The sequence below is a fragment of the Ruegeria sp. SCSIO 43209 genome (genome assembly GCF_019904295.1).
Taxonomy (GTDB): Bacteria; Pseudomonadota; Alphaproteobacteria; order Rhodobacterales; family Rhodobacteraceae; genus Ruegeria.
Genome location: NZ_CP065359.1, coordinates 2,327,435 through 2,346,844, shown reverse-complemented (window position 1 = coordinate 2,346,844; position 19,410 = coordinate 2,327,435). Strand labels below are relative to the sequence as shown.

At 57.1% G+C, this 19,410-nt stretch carries 21 protein-coding genes; 3 read left to right on the top strand and 18 right to left on the bottom strand.

Annotation, left to right across the window (positions count from 1 at the left end; genetic code table 11):
- Positions 1 to 1,083, top strand: a complete 1,083-nt coding sequence (locus tag I5192_RS11760) for an ABC transporter ATP-binding protein (RefSeq protein WP_170420443.1) — start codon at positions 1 to 3, stop codon at positions 1,081 to 1,083.
- Here the strand turns inward: I5192_RS11760 and I5192_RS11755 are convergent.
- The 4 genes from I5192_RS11755 to I5192_RS11740 all read right to left on the bottom strand — a co-directional run bounded on the left by I5192_RS11755 (position 1,080) and on the right by I5192_RS11740 (position 5,098).
- On the bottom strand, positions 1,080 to 2,201 hold the full coding sequence (locus tag I5192_RS11755) for an aminotransferase (RefSeq protein WP_223116907.1): 1,122 nt from the start codon (positions 2,199 to 2,201) through the stop codon (positions 1,080 to 1,082). The genes I5192_RS11760 and I5192_RS11755 overlap by 4 nt on opposite strands.
- A 107-nt stretch (positions 2,202 to 2,308) precedes the next feature.
- Positions 2,309 to 3,415 (bottom strand): mandelate racemase/muconate lactonizing enzyme family protein, encoded by a 1,107-nt coding sequence (locus I5192_RS11750; RefSeq protein ID WP_223116906.1) that lies wholly within the window; start codon positions 3,413 to 3,415, stop codon positions 2,309 to 2,311.
- A 25-nt stretch (positions 3,416 to 3,440) separates the two neighbouring features.
- Positions 3,441 to 3,998 carry a dimethylsulfonioproprionate lyase family protein gene (locus tag I5192_RS11745; RefSeq protein ID WP_255611786.1) on the bottom strand — a complete coding sequence of 186 codons (558 nt, stop codon included), beginning with the start codon at positions 3,996 to 3,998 and terminating at the stop codon, positions 3,441 to 3,443.
- Positions 3,999 to 4,015: 17 nt separating this feature from the next.
- Entirely contained in the window at positions 4,016 to 5,098 is a 1,083-nt protein-coding gene (locus I5192_RS11740) for an alcohol dehydrogenase family protein (protein ID WP_255611785.1), read from the bottom strand.
- A gap of 132 nt (positions 5,099 to 5,230) precedes the next feature.
- Between I5192_RS11740 and I5192_RS11735 the strand changes: the two genes are divergently transcribed.
- Positions 5,231 to 6,118, top strand: a complete 888-nt coding sequence (locus I5192_RS11735) for a MurR/RpiR family transcriptional regulator (protein ID WP_170392553.1) — start codon at positions 5,231 to 5,233, stop codon at positions 6,116 to 6,118.
- 28 nt (positions 6,119 to 6,146) lie between these two features.
- Here I5192_RS11735 and I5192_RS11730 read toward each other — a convergent pair whose 3' ends face one another.
- Complete coding sequence (locus I5192_RS11730) at positions 6,147 to 6,887, bottom strand: SDR family oxidoreductase (protein WP_223116905.1); 741 nt, start codon at positions 6,885 to 6,887, stop codon at positions 6,147 to 6,149.
- 37 nt (positions 6,888 to 6,924) lie between these two features.
- Positions 6,925 to 7,920, bottom strand: coding sequence for a zinc-binding dehydrogenase (locus tag I5192_RS11725; RefSeq protein ID WP_223116904.1), 996 nt, complete (start codon positions 7,918 to 7,920; stop codon positions 6,925 to 6,927).
- Between the two features lie 91 nt (positions 7,921 to 8,011).
- On the opposite strand from I5192_RS11725, the gene I5192_RS11720 reads away from it, so the two are divergent.
- Positions 8,012 to 8,848, top strand: a complete 837-nt coding sequence (locus I5192_RS11720; protein WP_223116903.1) for a LysR family transcriptional regulator — start codon at positions 8,012 to 8,014, stop codon at positions 8,846 to 8,848.
- 3 nt (positions 8,849 to 8,851) lie between these two features.
- Here I5192_RS11720 and I5192_RS11715 read toward each other — a convergent pair whose 3' ends face one another.
- The 12 genes from I5192_RS11715 to I5192_RS11660 all read right to left on the bottom strand — a co-directional run bounded on the left by I5192_RS11715 (position 8,852) and on the right by I5192_RS11660 (position 19,399).
- A complete protein-coding gene (locus I5192_RS11715) occupies positions 8,852 to 9,544 on the bottom strand; it encodes an SDR family NAD(P)-dependent oxidoreductase (protein ID WP_170646668.1) in 693 nt (230 codons plus the stop codon).
- A 111-nt stretch (positions 9,545 to 9,655) separates the two neighbouring features.
- A complete protein-coding gene (locus I5192_RS11710; protein WP_223116902.1) occupies positions 9,656 to 10,162 on the bottom strand; it encodes a nuclear transport factor 2 family protein in 507 nt (168 codons plus the stop codon).
- 53 nt (positions 10,163 to 10,215) lie between these two features.
- Positions 10,216 to 10,710 (bottom strand): nuclear transport factor 2 family protein, encoded by a 495-nt coding sequence (locus tag I5192_RS11705; protein ID WP_223116901.1) that lies wholly within the window; start codon positions 10,708 to 10,710, stop codon positions 10,216 to 10,218.
- A gap of 58 nt (positions 10,711 to 10,768) precedes the next feature.
- Positions 10,769 to 11,722 carry an alpha/beta hydrolase gene (locus tag I5192_RS11700; protein ID WP_170392547.1) on the bottom strand — a complete coding sequence of 318 codons (954 nt, stop codon included), beginning with the start codon at positions 11,720 to 11,722 and terminating at the stop codon, positions 10,769 to 10,771.
- 113 nt (positions 11,723 to 11,835) lie between these two features.
- Positions 11,836 to 12,723 carry a helix-turn-helix transcriptional regulator gene (locus tag I5192_RS11695; RefSeq protein ID WP_223116900.1) on the bottom strand — a complete coding sequence of 296 codons (888 nt, stop codon included), beginning with the start codon at positions 12,721 to 12,723 and terminating at the stop codon, positions 11,836 to 11,838.
- 155 nt (positions 12,724 to 12,878) lie between these two features.
- The gene (locus I5192_RS11690) at positions 12,879 to 13,295 is read right to left on the bottom strand and encodes a universal stress protein (protein ID WP_170402133.1); all 417 of its coding nucleotides are present in this window, start codon (positions 13,293 to 13,295) and stop codon (positions 12,879 to 12,881) included.
- A gap of 208 nt (positions 13,296 to 13,503) precedes the next feature.
- Entirely contained in the window at positions 13,504 to 14,682 is a 1,179-nt protein-coding gene (locus I5192_RS11685; protein ID WP_170392544.1) for a UxaA family hydrolase, read from the bottom strand.
- Between the two features lie 12 nt (positions 14,683 to 14,694).
- Complete coding sequence (locus I5192_RS11680; RefSeq protein ID WP_170392543.1) at positions 14,695 to 15,000, bottom strand: UxaA family hydrolase; 306 nt, start codon at positions 14,998 to 15,000, stop codon at positions 14,695 to 14,697.
- Between the two features lie 18 nt (positions 15,001 to 15,018).
- On the bottom strand, positions 15,019 to 15,981 hold the full coding sequence (locus I5192_RS11675) for an alcohol dehydrogenase catalytic domain-containing protein (RefSeq protein ID WP_223116899.1): 963 nt from the start codon (positions 15,979 to 15,981) through the stop codon (positions 15,019 to 15,021).
- Entirely contained in the window at positions 15,978 to 16,715 is a 738-nt protein-coding gene (locus I5192_RS11670) for an SDR family NAD(P)-dependent oxidoreductase (RefSeq protein ID WP_255611781.1), read from the bottom strand. Before I5192_RS11670 ends, I5192_RS11675 begins: the two co-directional genes overlap by 4 nt.
- An 8-nt stretch (positions 16,716 to 16,723) precedes the next feature.
- Entirely contained in the window at positions 16,724 to 18,031 is a 1,308-nt protein-coding gene (gene hisD / locus I5192_RS11665; RefSeq protein ID WP_223116898.1) for a histidinol dehydrogenase, read from the bottom strand.
- A 36-nt stretch (positions 18,032 to 18,067) separates the two neighbouring features.
- Entirely contained in the window at positions 18,068 to 19,399 is a 1,332-nt protein-coding gene (locus I5192_RS11660; protein ID WP_170402124.1) for a TRAP transporter large permease, read from the bottom strand.
- Between the last annotated feature and the right edge of the window lie 11 nt (positions 19,400 to 19,410).

Genomic DNA, 19,410 nt, shown 5'->3' with positions numbered 1-19,410 from the left:
ATGTCGGAACTCAAGCTTACGGATGTGGCCAAATCCTATGGTCCTATCGATGTTCTGAAACATATCGATCTCGAGATCGAGCAAGGCGAACTGATTGTCTTTGTCGGCCCGTCAGGTTGCGGAAAATCCACTTTGCTGAGGATGATCGCGGGCCTTGAAAAGATCACTGGCGGTACGCTTGAGATCGAAGGGCAGGTGGTGAACGATGTGCCACCTGCACAACGCGGCATCGCGATGGTGTTCCAGTCCTATGCGCTTTACCCGCATATGACGGTGCGCGAAAACATGGCCTTCGCGCTCAAGATCGCGAAGATGCCGAGCGCTGAGGTTGATGCCGCCGTGGAGCGCGCGGCCCAGATTCTACAGCTTGAACCCCTGCTGGATCGCCTGCCCAAGGCATTGTCTGGTGGACAACGCCAGCGCGTTGCCATCGGTCGTGCCATCGTGCGCGACCCCAAAGTATATTTGTTCGACGAGCCGCTTTCGAACCTCGACGCTGCCCTGCGCGTGGCGACGCGGATCGAGATTGCACGCCTGAAAGAGGCGATGCCCGACAGCACGATGATTTACGTCACCCACGATCAGGTCGAGGCGATGACACTCGCCAGCCGCATTGTGGTTTTGGCCAATAAGGGAGTTGCGCAGGTTGGCACGCCGCTGGAACTCTATGAGACGCCAGATAACGAGTTTGTCGCGCAGTTCATCGGCTCACCAGCAATGAACCTGCTGCCCGGGACTATTACCGCGACAGGAGAGACAACAACCGTCACGCTGGATGATGGCGGCGTGGCAATCTCATCAATCCCGACGGATGCCGCTGACGAAGGCAAAAAGGTCAATATCGGTGTCCGGCCTGAGGACTTAAACATCACTGATGGAACACCAATTTATTCCGGCTTGGTGGATTTCACCGAAGCTTTGGGTGAGGTCACGCTGCTTTACTTTGCAGTCCCGGATGGACGGGAGGCCGTGATTGCAAAACTACCTGGTGTTCAGCGCAATCTGCGAGGAAAAACCGTCTCGGTCACGGCGGCACCCGAAAAGGTGCATCTGTTCCACAACGGTCAGTCGATGAGGCGCTAGTCGAGCTTCGCAAGGAAGGTGAAAACTTTTTCCAGCCCTTCGCGAATGATCGACGGAGTATTGGCGTAACCGATCCGAACACAGCCTTCGAGACCCAAGGCAGAGCCCGGTGTGAACATCACGCCGGTTTCCTGCAGCAGTTTCACGCAGAACTCGCGCGAGGGCATGTCGACATCGTAATACAAAAGTGCAGTTGTTCCTGCTTTGGGTTTGACCCAGCTGATTTTGGGCTCGCTTTCGACCCATTCTTCCAGCATGGCGAGGTTGCCGCGCGTTATGGCGTGGCTGCGCGCCAGAATCTTGTCGTGGTTTTCCAGCGCAAGCGCGGCGAAATGGTCGTCGATCATGCCGACCGAGATCGTGTCATAGTCCCGATGGATCGAAACCGCTTCGATCAATTCTGGGTTGGCCGCAATCCAACCCAGTCGCAGCCCTGCCAGCGAAAACGCCTTGGACATGCCCGCGGTTGAAATGCCTTTCTCATAAAGATCTGCAACCGCATCCGTCATGCCCGAACCTTCTTGCCCGGTACCGCGATAGACTTCATCACACAGCAACCATGCTCCAGCGGAGCGCGCGATTTCGACGATCTCAAGCAGGAATGCGCGATCCATCACCGCACCGGTTGGGTTGTTGGGGTTGTTGATGGCAATCAGTTTGGTGCCCGGAGTTACGGCGGCGCGCAGCTCCTCAAGATCGGGCAAATAAGCGTTCTCGGCCCGTAAATGGATCTGCGTCACCTCCGCGCCGATGCTGGCCGGGATGGAATAGTGTTGCTGATAGGTGGGCACGACGGCCACCACCTTGTCGCCGCGCTCGACCAGCGTTTTGTGGACCAGCATGTTGGCACCGATGGTGCCATGGGTGACGATGACATTCTCACGCTTTTGCTGTTCATATAGGCTACAAATCGCATCGCGCAGCCGGTCCGAGCCCCGGATCGCGCCATAGGTCATTTTCATCCCCAACAATTCAGACAGATCATCCGAGTTTTTGCCGGAAAGCTTCAAAAGCTCGGCGATACTCAGGCTCTCGACGCAAGTCTCTGCAAGGTTATAGGCGCAGCGGGTTTCCCATTCATCCATCCAGATTTCGACGCCAAAGGGTTCGATCTTCATCGCGCTATCCTGTTCGACTAAGCCATCGCGCATCGTTCCCATGGCGAAGCGGCAAGGTCAACCTCGGCAGATGACCGTTATCGAACTTGCACAAGAGGCGTGTATCGTTACCGGTAGATCGCCACAGGATCACCCAACGCATCTTCATCTGGGTGAACGCCAAGGCCCGGTGTTTCGGGTAGATGCAGGTGGCCATCCACGTTTCTCGGCCCACGCCCACCGGCGATATCGACGGTGATCATGTCCTGACAGGCCCAGACAGCATGGCAATTCGCATCCGGAATTGTCGCCGCCAGATGCAGCGCTTCGGTATCCGCCAGCACAGAACCACCGGTTGCCATTACAAACATGTCAATCCCATGCGCCAGCGCGACATCGCGCATTCGGACCGCTTTGGTCAGCCCGCCGACCCGGTTGAGCTTGATGCCAAATATTTCGGCAATGCCATCGCGGGCTATGCGCGTCGCGTCCTGAAGGGTCACAAGGCTTTCATCAACGGAAACAGGCGAAGCATGTTTGCCTGAGATCGCGGCAATGTCATCCAGTGTTTCGCAAGGCTGTTCGATCATGACATTGAGGTCTTCGACCGCACTCATCACGCGTAATGCCTGCTGCCGCGTCCAGCCGCGATTGACGTCATAGAGGATGATGTCTTCGGGATTGCGCAGGCTTTCCATGTCACGGATTCGGGCGATATCACGGGCCACATCGCCGCCGATTTTGACGGAATGGGCGATATAGCCGCGCTGCCGGTATCGTTCGATGACGGCGCGGGTTTCTTCGATTGTCTTGGCTCCTACGGAGGATGCGATTGGGCGCGGCGTACGCGACCCTCCCCCCATCAAATCAGCAATCGGAAGACCAGCAACCTGACCGGCTATGTCCCAGCACGCCATGTCAATCGGGCTTTTGGCGTAGAGATGCCCGGGTAGGGCCTGATCCATCGCGCGTTCAACATCCAGAACTCGCCGCGGGTCGAGGCCAAGAACAAACGGTGCCATCGTCTCGATCCCGGCCCGTATGCCGGGGCCGTGGGCGGGTACATAGGTATGCCCCCAGGGCGTGCCTTCGCCCCAACCAACAAGCCCTTTGTCGGTTTCAATCTTGACCAGCGTCGCATCGAGCTTCTCAAACTTCAATCGCCCGCCTGACAGCCAGTATGGATGCTCCAATGGCAGGTCGATTTGAAAGACAGAAATCCCGGCAATTTTCATTTTGGTTTCACCTCGACGCAGTATGTCATGCGGCATCCATCCGAGGCAGATCATCCATTCCATCGCCCCGCCACAAGACAAAGGTCAGGATTGAATGATCACTTGTCGTCATGGCGTGGCTTTGCCAACTTTCATGCTGGCGGGTCTGGCCCGGCCCGACAAGCTGTGCATTCCCTTCAACCTTAAAACAGGCTTTTCCAGCGAGCGTCAGGTATAGCTCTTCAGCCTGATGGCTGTGCCAGTCATACTGCAGACCTGCGCCCCAATAGGCGACATAACCGCGTAGTTGGGTCGAATGGAAATGCCCGCTGGGTCCGAACAGTTCGTAATACCCGTATCGAGACAAGAAATCCGCACCGACTTCGGATTCGGAATAGGTCAGTTTCCAGTGCGCTTGCTCAGCAGTTGCTGCAATAGCCGTAACCAATGCCTGTGTTTCGGGCGTACCGTTCAGACCAAATTTGCTGACAAGCCGGGTTGCCGGAATCTGTGCGGGCTGTAAGTCCGTTCTGGATAAATCTGTTGGCCAACCCCCAAAACCCGCCAAATCCGGGTGGTTCTGATGCAATCGCCTGGCGGCCATTAAAACATCATCCAACGTCATGGGATCACCACGATGTTTCCGGTGTGTTTCTTCGCGATGAAGGCGGTTTGTGCCTCATGCAATTGGCTTAGAGGGTAGGTTGCGGCCAGGGCCGGTTTTACTTCGCCCGCTTCGATATAACGTACAAGATTTTGCATTACTTCGGGGTCGATGACGGTCGAGCCTGTAAAGGTCAGATCGCGCAAGTAGAACGTCCGCAAATCGAACTCGACCATAGGGCCCGCGATGGCGCCCGAGCAGGTATAGCGTCCGCCGCGTTCAAGAATGCTGATAAGCTGCGGCCAGTATGACCCGCCCACCACGTCGGCAACGACCGTGATCTTTTCGTCTCCCAATGATTTGCGCAAATCATCGGGGGCGCGGGACAGGATGACATCTGGACCCAACAGGGCCACGTCGTCGTGCTTAGCCTCCGACGCCATCGCGATGACCCGCGCATTTCGGCGCTTGGCCAGTTGAACCAGAGCGCCACCGACGCCGCCAGATGCGCCCGGAACAAGAACAGTGTCAGCCGCGGTGACCTTGGCGCGGGTCAGCATGCCTTCGGCGGTTGAGTAGGAACAGGAGAAGGTTGCCAGCTCAGCATCCGAAAGTGTTGATTGGATGGCTATCGCATTGACAGCCGGGATCGTTGTGTATTCGGCAAAGCCGCCATCTCGCTCTGATCCGAAGTAGCCGGTTTTGTCCTTGTTTACCGGATCGGTCGGATCGCGCAACCAGCAATCGGTTATCACACGCTCGCCCAAGCGGTTTGGATCCACGCCGTCTCCAACTCCAACGATCTGCCCACAGACATCCGCCCCTTGAATGCGCGGAAAGGCCAGTGGCGCTCCGCCCCAGGTTGGGTCATCAGTGCCGACCTCTTCAAACGCGCCACCGGTGGTCGCATCGCTGACGGTTTTAGAATACCAGCCGGACCTAGTGTTTACGTCGGTATTGTTCAGGCCACAGGCACCGACCTTGATCAGAACTTCGCCCGGTTTGGGAGTAGGACACGGCCAGTTTTCGTGCCAGACCATCTGATCAAGATCACCGTGCCCCATGGTGACCATCGCCTTCATTGTCTCGGATTGGGCCATGCGGCAAACTCCGTCGATGCATTTACGGTGACCTCAATCAAGCGCGGGAGTGAACTGAAAGACATCGGTCCGCCCCCCCCTGAGTCGATTTGGTCTCGACACCGTATGCAAACAAAAATACCATCGTCAATCATGAATGGGACAGATGTATCAAATTTAGTTTTGGAACGGCTGGCGGAAGAACTGTCTCAGTTGACACCCGAGGCACGCAAGGCTGCGACCTATGTGCTTGAGAACCCGCGCGACGTGGGCGTATCGACTGTACGCGAAATTGCTGAAGCCGCCAATGTGAAACCCAATACCATTGTCCGAATGGCGCGGCAGGTGGGGTTCGAAGGCTACGAAGATTTCCGGGTTCCCTTCCGCGAGGCGATCCGGCGCGGGCAGGCCGATTTCCCGGAACGCGCACGTTGGCTGCAGGATATTCGTAAGTCCGGCAATATGGGCGGGCTTTATGCGGATATGGTTCAGGACGCCCTGCGCAATGTCGAGGAGACGTTTGCCAATATCTCGTCCGAACAGCTGAAAGCCGCCGCTGAAGATATCTGGAATTCGCGTAACGTGTTCGTGCTGGGCGTTGGCGTGAACAATTCGAATGCGCGAAACTTTGTTTATCTGGCCTCGACGGGCATGGTGCAGTTTCATGCTATCCCGCGCGCTGGATCAAATCCGATTGACGATCTGGCATGGGCGGACAAACGCGATGTGCTAATTGCGATGACCTGCAAACCTTATCGGAATGAAGTGGTCGAGGCGGTGCAAGTTGCCCGAGAGCAGGGCATGACGGTGGTCGGTCTTTCTGACAGCCCAGCCAGCCCTGTTCTGCGCAATGCACAACACGGGTTCGTCATCTCGGCGGATACGCCGCAATTCTTCCCGTCATCAGTAAGTACTATCGCATTGCTCGAAACGCTTTTGTCGTTCGTCATTGCAGTGGCCAGCGACGAGATCGTCGAAAGAGTGGCGACCTTTCACAAGCGTCGCCATCAGCTAGGCCTATATCACGCGGAAGAGCCCTGATTGGATCAGGCCAATCCGCATTGGCCTTTCAGCCACGCACTAGGTGACCACCATCCACATCCAGCACAGCGCCCGTGAGATAGCCATTTGTCATTGCCATTATCACGGCTTGGGCGATGTCCTCTGCCTCACCAATACGTCTGACGGGCAGGCTGTTACCAACCTGAGCGAACATGGCCTCGCGAGCCTCATTGGACATTGCCGCGTAAGCCTCGGTCGCAACCATTCCTGGGCTAATGCAGTTCACGCGCGCACGACCTGATAGCTCCAATGCCAACCCCTTGGACAGGGCTTCGACCGCCGCGTTCACGGCCCCAAGACCCGTTGCACCGGCAGAGGGTCGGCGGCTGAGGACGCCAGAAAAGAAGGTGATGGAGCCGCCTTCAGTCAAGACAGGCAAGACTTCACGCGCCGCCACATAGGGCCCGATAAATTTAGCCTCGAACATCGCGCGCAGGTCAGTGGTTGGCAATTCGGCGAAGGCCCCACGCGCTGCGCTTGAGGCAGAGATGACCAGATGATCTACTTTTTCAAGGCCGCTGGCCCAGGACTTCATGCCAGTTTCGTTGGTGGTATCGACCGGTGCGATCTGAACTCCGCCTCCGATGTCTGCCGCTGCTGCCTCCAGCTTGGCGAGACTCCGGCTGGCGATGGTAACTTTCGCACCGAGCGCCACCGCCAGCTTTGCGGTGGCCTTACCCATGCCGCTGCTGCCGCCAATGATAACAACGTGTTTGCCGATGAGGGCCGTTTCGAAAACCGAGTTCATTGCTTTGGTTCCTTGCATGTCGTGTCTGTTAAATGAGTCAATCGATGCTGAGCACCAACTTGCCGGTGGTTTCGCCCGCCTCTAGGCGGCGATGTGCTTCCGTAGCCTTGGCGATTGGGTATGTGGTGATCTGAGGACGCAGAATGCCAGTTTCCAACAGCTTGAATACCTTGGTCATGTCCGCGCCGAATGCAGTTGGTCGGTTGGAAAAATACGTGTAAATATCGCTGACCCGCACTGAGACAGATTTCTGGAAGTGTTTCGCCAGATCCTCGGCAAAATCGCCAGCTGGCGGCCCGGCAAGGAATCCGAAGAGCACAGCCGTTCCAAGGGGAGCCAGCGCATCAAGGTCTGATTTCAAGGAGTCACCGGAAACCGGATTCAACGTCAGATCAACACCGCGCCCACTTGTGATCTCTGGCACCAGCGTGGCCACGTCCTGAGTACGATAGTCGATGACAAAATCTGCTCCTTGCGCCTGGGCGTATCCGACCTTTTCAGTGCTGACCGAAGCGATCACAGTCATGCCCAGATGCTTGGCGATGTGGAGGGCCATCGTGCCCACTCCGCCTGCAGCCGCATGCACCAGTACGGATCTTCCGGCCGCCGCACCGCCCAGATTGACCAGCATGTGATAGGCCGTCATTGCGTTTACAGGGATTGCTGCTGCGGTTTCAAAGGCGATGGTATCGGCAATTTTGGTTACATAAGGTGCACTTATTACGGAATGCGTACCATAGCCGCCCGCACCAATCGGGCCCATCCATGCGACGCGATCACCCACGGCGAAACCAACGGCATCTTTGCCCGTCGCTTCGACGATTCCGGCACCTTCAACGCCGGGTACATGGGGCAGGTCTGGCATCATGCCCTCTGGCATTTCGCCACGGCGAATAATCGTATCGATAAAATTTACCGCCCCGGCATGATTACGGATCAGGATTTCTCTGGCACCGGGCTGTGCGACAGCTTGGTCAACGCTTCGCAGAACTTCGGGCCCGCCAGTTTGGGTGATTTCTATCGCGTACGGCATCATGCATCTCCTTTTGTTTCGCAGAAGATAGCGATGACGCCATTTCGTGATAATCGTTGAATCTAGAAGGTATTATCTCATAAATAGAATTATGATCTACAACGACCTTGGCCTGTTTACTGTTGTCGCCCACCACCTCAGCTTTTCCAAAGCTGCAGATCGGCTGGGTATTCCGCTTAGCAGGATTAGTCGCAGGATTGCCATGTTAGAGGATCATCTGGGCGCTAAGCTATTCGAGCGCACGACAAGGCAGGTGCGCCTGACCGAAGAGGGGCGCCGTCTTCTGGATCGTTGTCAGGATCCGATTGAAGCGCTTCAGCGTGTTGCGGGTTTTACCGATGACACGCGGCACCACACGATCCGCATTACGGCCCCACCCTTGGCAGCTCGTACAACGATTGGGCCAAAGCTGGTGGATTTCGCCGAACAAAATCCTCAGGTCCAGCTTGAACTGACGACGACTAACATCATGCTGGATTTTTTCGCGGACAATATCGACCTCGCCTTTCGGGTCGGTCCGCTTGCGGACTCCGGTCTTGTTGCTAAGCGGTTATGGTCAGTTCCATATTGTTTTTGCGCAGGGCAGGGCTTCATTCGAGAGCACGGACTTTCGGGACCTTTGACGCGACCGAAGTTCCAGACTCTTCCTGCGCTGATGGCGGGTCAACCTTGGGTACTGGAAACGGGAGAGACGGTGAATCCAGCCCACATAGCCCATAATATTGGCGACCTTGATGTCATAGCACAGGCCGCTCGTCGTAATCTGGGGATAGCGATGTTGCCTAAGGATATGGTGGAGGGCGATCTGCGACGACTGGAAGTTGAGAATACTGTCCCGCTGACTCGAGACATGTATGCGGTTTATCCCAGCCGTCGCCTGTTGCCCGAGCGTGTCAGGAAACTGATCGATTTCATGGCGCCGAGATAAATCCTACCAATCAATTTGCACCCCATCCCGAAAGAAACCACCTGTTGGACCGTTCACAGGCAGTGTTGCAGCCCACACGACGCCCTTGGCCCCTTCGGACACCGGGCGACCACCCCCGCCCATGTCAGTGGCGACCCAGCCGGGGCACACTGCGTTGACAAGGATGCCTTCGGGTTTCAAATCAGCCGCAGTCTTGATGGTCAGCGCATTGAGCGCTGTTTTCGAGATGCCATATCCAGGAGTGCTGGATGACATGCCTGTCAGCGCTCCTGAGCCGGAAGACACGTTTACAATCCGGGCATCATGACCATTTTGAAGTAAAGGAACGGCCGAAATGGTTGTTGCCCAGGCTCCGAAGAAGTTGGTCTCGAAAGCACGGCGCACGCGCACCAGGTCGGCGCTGAGCGTGTGCTGATCCGTGTCGTAGTCAACGCCTGCATTGTTTACCAGTATGTCGAGATATCCGTATTCGGAGTTGATCTTATCAAAGGCAGCGTTGACCGAGCTCTGATCGGACACGTCCAGTTGCAAGGCCTTAGCTCCATGCCCAATCTCTTCGGCCGTGGCTTGTCCCTTTTGCGGGTCGCGCGATGCTACCAAAACAAATAATCCATGATCGCGGGCCAGTTGTAGGGCGACTTCTTTGCCGATGCCTCGATTGGCTCCGGTCACAAGTGCGATACGTTGTTCGGTCATGAGGTTTCCTTTGAATTTTCGTCAGTTAACCGAAAGCAAAGCCTAATAGTGAGATTGCCAACATCGCTCTGGCAAGGCAACCGGCGCGCAACGATGCGGCGTTAACTGATGTCAGTTGGCCCCGGCCCCGCGTTCACCGGCGAGGGCGACGAGACCACGGTCGCCGGTTTCCCAAAGAGCGGTCATTGTCATCGCTGTTACAACCCAGCGGTCACCTGTTTTTTCCAGCACATAGTCATAACGGCCGCCCAATACCCATAGGCCATCGTCAAGCCGGTGGGTAGCGGTGAAATCAGCCTGCGCCGTCGCGGCGGTTTCTGAAACTGAGGTGATTGCGTGGTTGGTCACCATGTGATGCGTGCTGTCGAACCCGGGCAAGAAGGCGGCCCAGCCCGCAACAAGTTCGTCAGCGGGTTGGGTTGCCGGGTCTCCACCCCAAAGGCTGGTGTAGTCAATGTTGACGTGATCGGCGAAGGCATCCCTTACACGGGTCCAATCATGCCGGTCTGCGCCTGCAGCGATATCCGTTAGGGTGCGGGTGATGTCGGTTTGATCGGCCAATGCAGGGCCTCCAATCATTGTTATGGCGGTGAGCATGGCGATGAGGGATCGTTTCATATCCGGGTCCTTTGTCAGAGTTGGACAAAGCAACGTACGTTGCTGCGCCTGCTTCATTCATTAGCCAGGCGTTCAGGCACGGGCGCTAAGGTGTATTGCGACCAAAAAAACGCATTTGCCGCATCCTGATCGGCACTGAGATTGGTGGCCTCGACGATCTTGCCGTTCTCGATCCGGTAGACCAGAGCCCAGATGGTATCGACATTCGGCTTACCTTCGGCGTTGGACCAGCCTCGGTGAATATCTACAACATGGGTTTCATCCGCGCCAAAGTAGATCGGGTCAGCCTGAAACCCAGCTGCGCCCAACTGGGCGAAGAAGGCCAAAACTTCATCCCGACCGTTTTTGGTGCCGCTCAGCGGATGGCGGCCGGGAATGTGCCATTGTACGTCCTCGTCCATGACAGCGGCGATTCCATCAAGGTCGTTCGAGCCGTAAGCCGCAAAAAAATTCTGAACCACTTTCATATTGTCTTCGGGGGTATCGGCCATTGCGTTGCCTCCCATAACGGTCGCGACCGCGAGTGCTAGTTGAAGTTTTCGGGTCATTAGGGTCTCCAAGGGAATGAGGCGTCGGATAGCGAGGTCCGACGCCTGATCAGCAGGATCAATTATCCAATCCGGCGCGGAAGTGGTCGGCAACGGCGTCGGCCGCCCGTGTCACGTCCTCGGGGTTGTCGTAGAAATCGAACTGCGTGACATCCTCGAGCCACTGCGCAGTCGCTTCACCGGCAAATCCGGCAAGGAAGGTCTGCACGCCCTGCGGGATCGCTGCGCTTTCAGAGTGAACAATGGTCAGCGGTTTATCCAGACGCTGTGGGTTGTCGGCGGGATGGTAGGTCAGCCAGCCTTCCCAGCCTGCATTGTTCCATTTGTCATCATATTCCGGGATCGCTCCACGGTCCGCCTCATAGTAGTAGCCACCGATCGGCATCAGCACGCCTTCGGCACCTTCTGGACCCGCGGCAGGAATGATCTGGCCCCCGGCGGCTTCGGCAGCCCGAGAGACTTGAAGCAAGCCGGCAACACCTTCTGCGCCGCCGTAGACGGCCTCAACAATTTCGGCGTTCTGCAGCCAGGGAGCAACCAAACCAAGTCGCTGAACCAGCGGGTTGCCCGAGACGGCATCGACCATATAACCCGCTGAGGCGCAGATACCCAGCCCATTGATGTGCTCGGCGTCCACTTCTGGCAGGGTCGCTATGAATTCGATCGCTGCCTTGATGTCCGAGGTCTTGGCTTCGGGGCTTTCGACAAAGCGCGCTTGGTTCGGCAGATCGCCGGATTTACCCCAGCCCCGGAAATCGAAGGTGAAGGCGGCAAATCCGCGTTCGGCCATTTCCCGGGCATAGTTCGCCGGCATCTGTTCTTGTACCGAGGTCCAGGCCCCTGTGACCACGACCGTTGGCAAAGGTGCATCGCCGCGTTCTTCGGGTAGGTACAGTGTGCCGGATAGGGTGGCACCTTCATTCTCAAAGGTGACAATGCGGGTTTCGACCTGTGCGACGGCAGCTGTCGAGGCCATTAAAGCCGCAGCGGTATTCAGAGCGAGGGTTTTCATCGCGATATCTCCCAAAGTCTGTCTGGATGGGCGCAAGCCCGATGACGAAAGAGATACGTTGCCGGAGGTTCACTTGATTGCACCGGACTGCTGTGTTTTTGAATGATCCTGCATCAAGCCATGTTGGCCGCGCGATAAGCCTTGGGGGTTTGTCCCACCACCTGTTTAAAGCTGCGCGTGAAATGAGCCTGATCGGAAAAGCCACATTCCAAAGCGATATCACCCAGAGGACGCTGCTGGTCTTGCATCATCTTCATCGCCTGTTCAATTCGGTAGGCCATGACATATTGCATCGGGGTCGTGCCCAACGTCTCTTTGAACATGCGTGCGAAGTGCGAAGGGCTCATTCCCGCCTCGGTCGCGAGCTGCTCAACGGTTATGGTCTGATCCAGCCGGTTCTGTACAAAGGCCAAAACGCGCTGGTAATGCCGGGATGTGAAGCGGGATGACAACTGAACATCTTCGATCCGGCGTTTTCCATATTTCTGGAGCAGTTTCACTAGGAATACGCGGCTCATGGCTTCGAACATCACGACTGAAGACATGTCGGTCGATTCCAATGCGTCGCGCAGTATAACGCCAGCCGTGCACAGATCAGGGTCCGAGAACTGCGGCAAATCCCGAAATTGCTGCGGGTCAAGCAGCATGCCCAGCTCGGACTGAGCAAAGCGTTCAACCTTAGCCGGGTCCAGCGTGATAACGATGACATCAGACGTCGCGTACCACTGCCAACCCGATCGCATACCAGCCGGAGTGACGATGATTTCATCCTTGTGAAACATGAAATCCCGCAACTCATCATCCCTCCAGTTCCGAACTCTGTGCGGAATGGTCTGGAGATTGAGAAGCACGTGATGCTCTTTGAAAACATCCTCGGGCATCTGATCCGGCTCAGCCCGGAAATACCGAACGGACATCAACCCTGCAGCCGAAGGCCGCTCGATCGCATCGCTGTTTAGTAAAGGTTCCGAGGGGTAAATGTCCGCATATCTCGAAGGCAATCGTCGGCTCCCATAGTGTACCTGGGCAATTCTCGCTGGCGTCGATCGCACACGGTTGAAAACATCCAACAGGGGTGCGAACCCATGGAGTGGTTCCGTGGCCACCTGCTTCTCGCAACGCAGCCGTAGCGTTCGGGTCGACGCTTAGAGAATTTTCAAGATTGCGGTCGCTGAATCAAGACGGAACACGATGCCCGACGAGAAACACGCGCTGCCGTTGATCCTAGAAAATAGTCCATTGCCGATGGGTGATGCGCTCCGACAACAATCAAATCAGCGCCGATTTCTCGCGCGAACTCGGTAATACGCAGCCCTGGCTTTCCCGTTTCTACCTGGCAGTTTATATCGGTCGCTTCTCCGGCGATCGACTTTAGGGTTCCCATGATTTTGTTGGTCAGATGGTTCTCGGATTTCACTGTCACGAATTCCGCCGTAAAACCCGGGATTTGTTCCAGAACTGTAAGTAGTGTGATCTTTCCGTCAGCTGCCAAAAGCTTGCGGGCAGTGGTGATTTTCTCGGCAACCAACTCTTCATGATCAATGGCAACGGGGATCAATATGGATTTATACATGTAAAGCACTCCCAGTGAGTTTCGGCGATGTCAACGAGCAGGGCTTGGTGCATCATAACTTGATAAGTACTTTCAGAATTAACGGTTCTGATCTGTTGCCCAGGACCCCGCCCTGCCTTAGTGGCCAAACACCTCGAGCCGCGCCCATTCTGGACCTCGGTTCAAGAGAAAGACGGCCACCGCATATGCAATGGCCGCCTTGAGGTTACTATGCGCTGCGATACAGTTTTGTCATCGAGAATTCCCGATGTCCCAGCGCCTCTGCCGCGGTGTTACGGCCGTTTGCTGTCCTGCGGATCATATCGATCAGAGCATCACCAGCCTGATCAATGGTTTGTTCGCGCCGCAAGATGCCTGAAACATCAACGTCCACATGCTCGCCCATGGTGCGCACTGTACGCGGGTTCGCGGTGATCTTGATGACCGGAACGATCGGGTTGCCCACCACGTTGCCCTGACCTGTCGGGAAGGTATGGATCACAGCACCGCCCGCCGCCATCAGCGTCACACATTCCGCCGCAGCTGATGAACTGTCCATGAAGTACAGGCCTTTGCCCGAGTTAGGTTGCTCGGCAGGTTCCAGAATGTCGATATACTGCGAAGTCCGGCCGATCTTTTCGAGGTTGCCAAGCGCCTTTTCCTCAATGGTGGTCAGGCCACCTTCGATGTTGCCCTTGGTTGGCTGACTGTCGCTGAGATCATCGGTTTGATGCGCAAAGATCACATCGTCCTGATAGGCCTTCCACATCTTGTACCAGCGCTCGCCGACCTCTTCGTTGATGGCGCGTTTCTGGCAGATATGTTCCGCCCCGGTGATTTCCGAGGTTTCACCAAAGAACCCGGTGATCCCTTCGGGCAGCAACTTGTCATACATGTTGCCAACGGTTGGGCAGGACCCCAGACCCGTTGTCGTGTCGCTTTCACCGCATTTGGTCGAAATCCAAAGCTCGTTGATCGAGCATTCCTCGCGCTGGACCTCGGTGGCCTTGTGGACAAAATCCTTGGCGGCCCATGAAGCGCGCCGGATGGTCTCGAAGTCACCGTTCTGTTCGATTGAGAACTCTGCCACGTCCTTGCCGGTCTCGCGGATGCCGTCGGCAATGCGTTTGGTCCAACCCGGCTCGATGCCGATGACGACCACCGAGTGGACATTCGGGTTGGCCCCTGTGCCGATCATAGTGCGGAAATGCAGCTCGAGGTCCTCGCCGAACTGAAGGCGGCCATAAGCATGTGGGATTGCCAGCGTGCCCTTGACGTTGTTGGCGACTGCCTCGCAGGCGGCGTTGGAAATGTCATCGACGGGCAGGATCAGCACGTGGTTGCGCACACCAACCCGGCCGTTTTCGCGCCGGTAGCCCATGACAGTCATGTTTGAATATTTGCTCATGGTATTAACCCCTTACCAGCGCTTGGTCTTGCAGTTTTGCGTGTGGACATGCCCGCCGCGTGGGATGTCAGCGATGATCTTACCAATGTCTTCGCCATATTTGATCGCCGTATCGCCGTTCTTGAGGTCCGTGAGCGCAATCTTGTGGCCAATCGGAACATCCGCGCCTGCGGTCAGGCGAAAGGTCGAGTTGTCATGTGTAATACAGCACAGCATGTCGGTGCCTGCAGTCAGGCCTTCAACGACCACGACACCGACATTGTCTTCCTCTTCATGCACCAAAAGGTGCGGTATTTCATTTGGGGCTGGATTTGACATGAAGGTCTCCGGTTTTTGCTATGGTTTAAGGATGGTTTTCGGCGCAAGCGTCTTGCCAGCGCGAATGTCTGTAAAGGCCGCGGCCCCGTCGGACAGGTCGCGGGTTTCAACCCAGTCAAGCGTCCCGAGGCGGCCGTTGAACATGGCATTGCATGTGTCGCGGAAGTCCTGTGCGGTATAGGTGTAGGTGCCGATCAGCGTGATTTCCTGCAGCGTGATGCGTCGGATATCCAATCCACCTTCGGAACTGCCTAGGCCGATGTGCAAAATCACCCCGCCCGGGCTGACGAGCGCCGAGGCAACCGCACGGGTAGACGAAAACCCCACTGCGTCGATCACCAATGGAATGTCCTGTTCCGGTGTGTCCACAACGGCGATTCCACAGGTGTCGCGAAGATAGGTCGCACGGGCTGCGTTGGGTTCGGATAAGGTCACCTGCTCGACCCCCATCGCAGTGAGCGCGAGAGCTGCCGCTAGCCCGATTGCCCCGCCGCCAATCACATGGGCACGCCGTTCGTCTGCCGGGTGCAGGGACGCAAGCCCCAGCCGCACCGCATGCCAGCTGACTGCAATCGGTTCGGCGAGTGCGGCCTGCTCCAGCGTGATATGCGAGGGCACTTCAATCAAATTGCGCTCTGGGATAGCGACGTATTCCGCAAAAGCGCCTTCGCGCGGCGGCATTGAGATGATCTGTCGCGAGGGGCAAAGGTTCTCACGTCCGGACCGGCTGGCCGCGCTGTTGGGGTCGTTTACCAGCGGATTGATGGTTACGCGGCGACCATCAGCAGTCACTCCGGCCCCTTCATGGCCGAGGATCAGCGGTGCCGGGCGGCGGTCATCATGGCCCAGATAGGCGTGCATGTCGGACCCGCAAATGCCGACGCTATCGATACGGACGAGAACCTCATCGGGGCCTGGCTCTGGGTTCGCGAATTTGCGGTATTCCAGTGTTTCGACATCGGTGTAAACCAAAGCTTTCATTTCGCTGTAAACCCTCCATCGACCATCAAAACTTGCCCGGTCACGAAGGCACAGGCATCAGAGCAAAAGAACAGCAACGGGCCGTCGAGGTCTTTGGGCTCACCGTTGCGACCGATACAGGTCTGCGCAGCATTACGGTTCGCGCGTTCAGGATCATTGAACACCGCAGCCGTCAGCTCGGTTCGAAAGAACCCAGGGCCAATCGCGTTTACGCAGATTCCGCTTGATGACCAGGCCTCGGCCATTGCTCGGGTCAGCTGTGCCACGCCGCCCTTTGACGCCCCATAGCTAAGCCCACCTGGAAAAGCCCGGCTGGACTGGAGCGATGCGAAATTTACGATCCGTCCCCAGCCTTTGGCCTTCATATCGGGCACTAGGTGCTGCGACAGAAAGAAGGGAACGGCAAGGTTCAATCCCAGTGTGATGTCCCACCCCTCAGGCGATACATCATCCGCAGCCTCGCGCGTGTTGATCCCGGCGGCATGCACCAGAATATCCGGTGCCCCAAACGGCTGCGACGCGGCGACGGCCAGCTCTGCCAACCGATCACGATCCGAAAGATTCCAGGGCAGGGGATGGACCTGATCCAGCTCGGCCAACGCTTCTGCACGTCGCGCCACGCCCACGACCTTAGCGCCGGCATGCGACAGTACCTCTGCCGCTCTGCGACCAAGGCCGGAGCTGGCCCCGGTCACAAGAGCGGTATGTCCAGTGAGATCAGGATGATAGGTCACGGGTTGGGTCAGTCTTCGGCTGTCAGGTCAAAGTTTTCATCGGGGAAGAACTTGGCCAGTCGAATATCCGCAGTACGCGCGTGCCCCTCCATACCTTCAAGGCGTGAGATACGGGCCGTCGCCTGCGCAATCGGCTTCATCGCATCAGCGGTCGAGCACTGCCAGGTCACGATCTTCATGTATTTATGGACGCTGAGGCCACCGGTGTAAGTGGCCGCCCGGCTCGTGGGCAGCACGTGATTGGTGCCCGAGGCTTTGTCGCCAAAGGCAACCGTGGTCTCTTCGCCCAAGAAAAGCGACCCATAGCACGTCAGCCGATCCAGCCACCAATCAAGATCATCGGCCATGACTGTCAGGTGTTCCGGGGCGTATTGATCCGATGTCGCCGCCATTTCTTCGCGATCCGCGCACAGGATGACCTCGGCATAATCGCGCCACGCAGCCGTAGCGTTTTCGCGGTTCACTTCGGGCAGGTCCTCGATCAGCACTGGCACCAAGCGCATAACCTCTTCGGCGAGGTCGCGATTGTCTGTCACCAGCCAAACCGGTGAGTTGTATCCGTGCTCGGCCTGCCCAACGAGGTCAGTTGCAACAACCATCGGATCAGCAGTGACATCCGCAAGGACCAGACTGTCCGTCGGGCCCGCGATCATGTCGATGCCGACACGCCCGAACAGGATACGCTTTGCTTCGGCCACAAACTGATTGCCGGGGCCCACAAGGATGTTAGCCTTGGGAAGCCCGAACAACCCGAAGGTCATCGCCGCAACCCCCTGCACGCCGCCCATGGCCATGATCTTGTCGGCGCCACAGATATGCGCGGCGTAGACGATCGCAGGCGCAATGCCGACATCGGGGCGCGGCGGTGAGCAGGCGACGATATGTTTACATCCCGCCACCTTCGCCGTCGTAACGGTCATGATCGCGCTGGCGATATGGCTGTAGCGCCCGCCTGGGACGTAGCAACCGGCTGCATCCACCGGGATCATCTTCTGGCCAGCGGTCAGGCCCGGCACAACCTCGACTGCGATGTCGGTCATGGACGCTTTCTGTGCCTCGGCAAAGCGTTTGACGTTGCTGTGGCTGAACTCGATGTCGCGCTTCAGCTTTTCTGGCACGGCATCCATCGCGGCCTGTATTTCGGCATCGCTGAGAATGACGTTGCCTTCGTAGTTGTCGAATTTGGCGGCGTATTCCAACGCCTTGGCATCGCCGCCTGCTTCAATATCAGTCAGGATTCCCTGCACAATTTCACTGACGTCTGACGCTCCGCTGCGCGCGGTCAGCGTGGCTTTCTTCAGGTATTCACGGGTCATGTATCGAGTCCTTTTCTTACCGCGTCTTTCGGCGGCTTATCGATAGACATCAGGCAACAGTGAGGTAGAGAACGCCGGGATATAGGCGATCATCAACGTCACGATCAGCATGAAGAAAACAAACGGGATGGCGCGGTAGGCGATCTTGAGGATCGACTCGCCCGTAATCCCCGACACCACGAACAAGTTCAGCCCCAAGGGTGGAGTAATAAACCCGACCCCCAGCGCGGTGATCATCATGATGCAGAACTGAATCTGGTTCATCTCAATCTCTTGCGCCAACGGGTAGAGAATCGGTGCCAGGATCACGATGTTGGGCGTCGTTTCCATAACGCAGCCCGCAATGATCAGGATAAGGACCATCATGGCGATCAGTACGAATTCGTTACTGCTGACCGAGGTCAAAGCCCCTACAAATCCTTGCGGCACTCCAATGATCGCCAGAGCTTCGGCCAGAGGGATCGAGAAGGCGATGATCGGAAGGATCACGCCGTTGACCTTGGCCGAACTGACCAGCATGGCCGGGAAATCCGAAAGCTTCAGGGTGCCCAGGATAAACCCGATGACGATGGTCACGACGACCGCCACGGCACCTGCCTCGGTCGGGGTCAGTTTCCCCGAGAAGATGCCGTAGAAAATGATGCCGGGGACAAGGAAAGCGTACCAGCCGGACTTGACCGTCTTCCACAGGTTCGCGCGCCATTCAGCTGCGGTCATCATGCCGCCACCTTCCCAAAGGTTCAGCCGGTTCATCACGACGTTGGTGATCAGGATGGCCGTCAGGATCAAAAGGCCGGGGATCAGCGCAGCAAGGAACAAGGTCGAGACCGCTATGCCCAGCACGAGGCCGATGATGATATAGGCGATAGAGGGCGGGATGAGGATGCCGGTGCAGGCTCCTGCCGCGACCAAAGCGCAGGCGTAGGGGCGGGGATAACCGCTCTCGACCAGCCGGTCGATAGTCATGCGCCCTACCGCTGCCGCACCTGCTGCGTCCGACCCGGAAATCGCTGCGAACATGCCACAGACCAAAACGGTGGCCGAACCGAAGCCACCCTTGGCCCAGCAGGTCAGGGCTTCGGCGACGTCCAGAAACTTTCGACTGAGCCCGGTTCGGACAAGCACGTCGCCGGTCAGGATAAACAACGGCACAGCTGTCAGCGCGAAGGCATCGATGCCCGAGAACAGCTTTTCGCCGACAAGGCTCAGCGGCAATGCGCCGGACATGATCAGCATTGTGATCGATGCTGCGCCGATCGCGGCCCAGACCGGAACGGCGAGCGCGACAAGAGCGACGAAGAGAATGACGGAGGCGTAGAAATCCCACCCAAGTTCAAGCGTTTGACCGCCGAGTTGTTGCCACATCATGGCTCAGGCCC

Excerpts from the sequence above, each read along its gene's own strand:
- I5192_RS11760 (WP_170420443.1), top strand. The coding sequence starts at position 1 with ATGTCGGAACTCAAGCTTACGGATGTGGCCAAATCCTATGGTCCTATC.
- I5192_RS11755 (WP_223116907.1), bottom strand. The coding sequence starts at position 2,201 with ATGAAGATCGAACCCTTTGGCGTCGAAATCTGGATGGATGAATGGGAA.
- I5192_RS11750 (WP_223116906.1), bottom strand. The coding sequence starts at position 3,415 with ATGAAAATTGCCGGGATTTCTGTCTTTCAAATCGACCTGCCATTGGAG.
- I5192_RS11745 (WP_255611786.1), bottom strand. The coding sequence starts at position 3,998 with ATGGCCGCCAGGCGATTGCATCAGAACCACCCGGATTTGGCGGGTTTT.
- I5192_RS11740 (WP_255611785.1), bottom strand. The coding sequence starts at position 5,098 with ATGGCCCAATCCGAGACAATGAAGGCGATGGTCACCATGGGGCACGGT.
- I5192_RS11735 (WP_170392553.1), top strand. The coding sequence starts at position 5,231 with ATGAATGGGACAGATGTATCAAATTTAGTTTTGGAACGGCTGGCGGAA.
- I5192_RS11730 (WP_223116905.1), bottom strand. The coding sequence starts at position 6,887 with ATGAACTCGGTTTTCGAAACGGCCCTCATCGGCAAACACGTTGTTATC.
- I5192_RS11725 (WP_223116904.1), bottom strand. The coding sequence starts at position 7,920 with ATGCCGTACGCGATAGAAATCACCCAAACTGGCGGGCCCGAAGTTCTG.
- I5192_RS11720 (WP_223116903.1), top strand. The coding sequence starts at position 8,012 with ATGATCTACAACGACCTTGGCCTGTTTACTGTTGTCGCCCACCACCTC.
- I5192_RS11715 (WP_170646668.1), bottom strand. The coding sequence starts at position 9,544 with ATGACCGAACAACGTATCGCACTTGTGACCGGAGCCAATCGAGGCATC.
- I5192_RS11710 (WP_223116902.1), bottom strand. The coding sequence starts at position 10,162 with ATGAAACGATCCCTCATCGCCATGCTCACCGCCATAACAATGATTGGA.
- I5192_RS11705 (WP_223116901.1), bottom strand. The coding sequence starts at position 10,710 with ATGACCCGAAAACTTCAACTAGCACTCGCGGTCGCGACCGTTATGGGA.
- I5192_RS11700 (WP_170392547.1), bottom strand. The coding sequence starts at position 11,722 with ATGAAAACCCTCGCTCTGAATACCGCTGCGGCTTTAATGGCCTCGACA.
- I5192_RS11690 (WP_170402133.1), bottom strand. The coding sequence starts at position 13,295 with ATGTATAAATCCATATTGATCCCCGTTGCCATTGATCATGAAGAGTTG.
- I5192_RS11685 (WP_170392544.1), bottom strand. The coding sequence starts at position 14,682 with ATGAGCAAATATTCAAACATGACTGTCATGGGCTACCGGCGCGAAAAC.
- I5192_RS11680 (WP_170392543.1), bottom strand. The coding sequence starts at position 15,000 with ATGTCAAATCCAGCCCCAAATGAAATACCGCACCTTTTGGTGCATGAA.
- I5192_RS11675 (WP_223116899.1), bottom strand. The coding sequence starts at position 15,981 with ATGAAAGCTTTGGTTTACACCGATGTCGAAACACTGGAATACCGCAAA.
- hisD (WP_223116898.1), bottom strand. The coding sequence starts at position 18,031 with ATGACCCGTGAATACCTGAAGAAAGCCACGCTGACCGCGCGCAGCGGA.
- I5192_RS11660 (WP_170402124.1), bottom strand. The coding sequence starts at position 19,399 with ATGATGTGGCAACAACTCGGCGGTCAAACGCTTGAACTTGGGTGGGAT.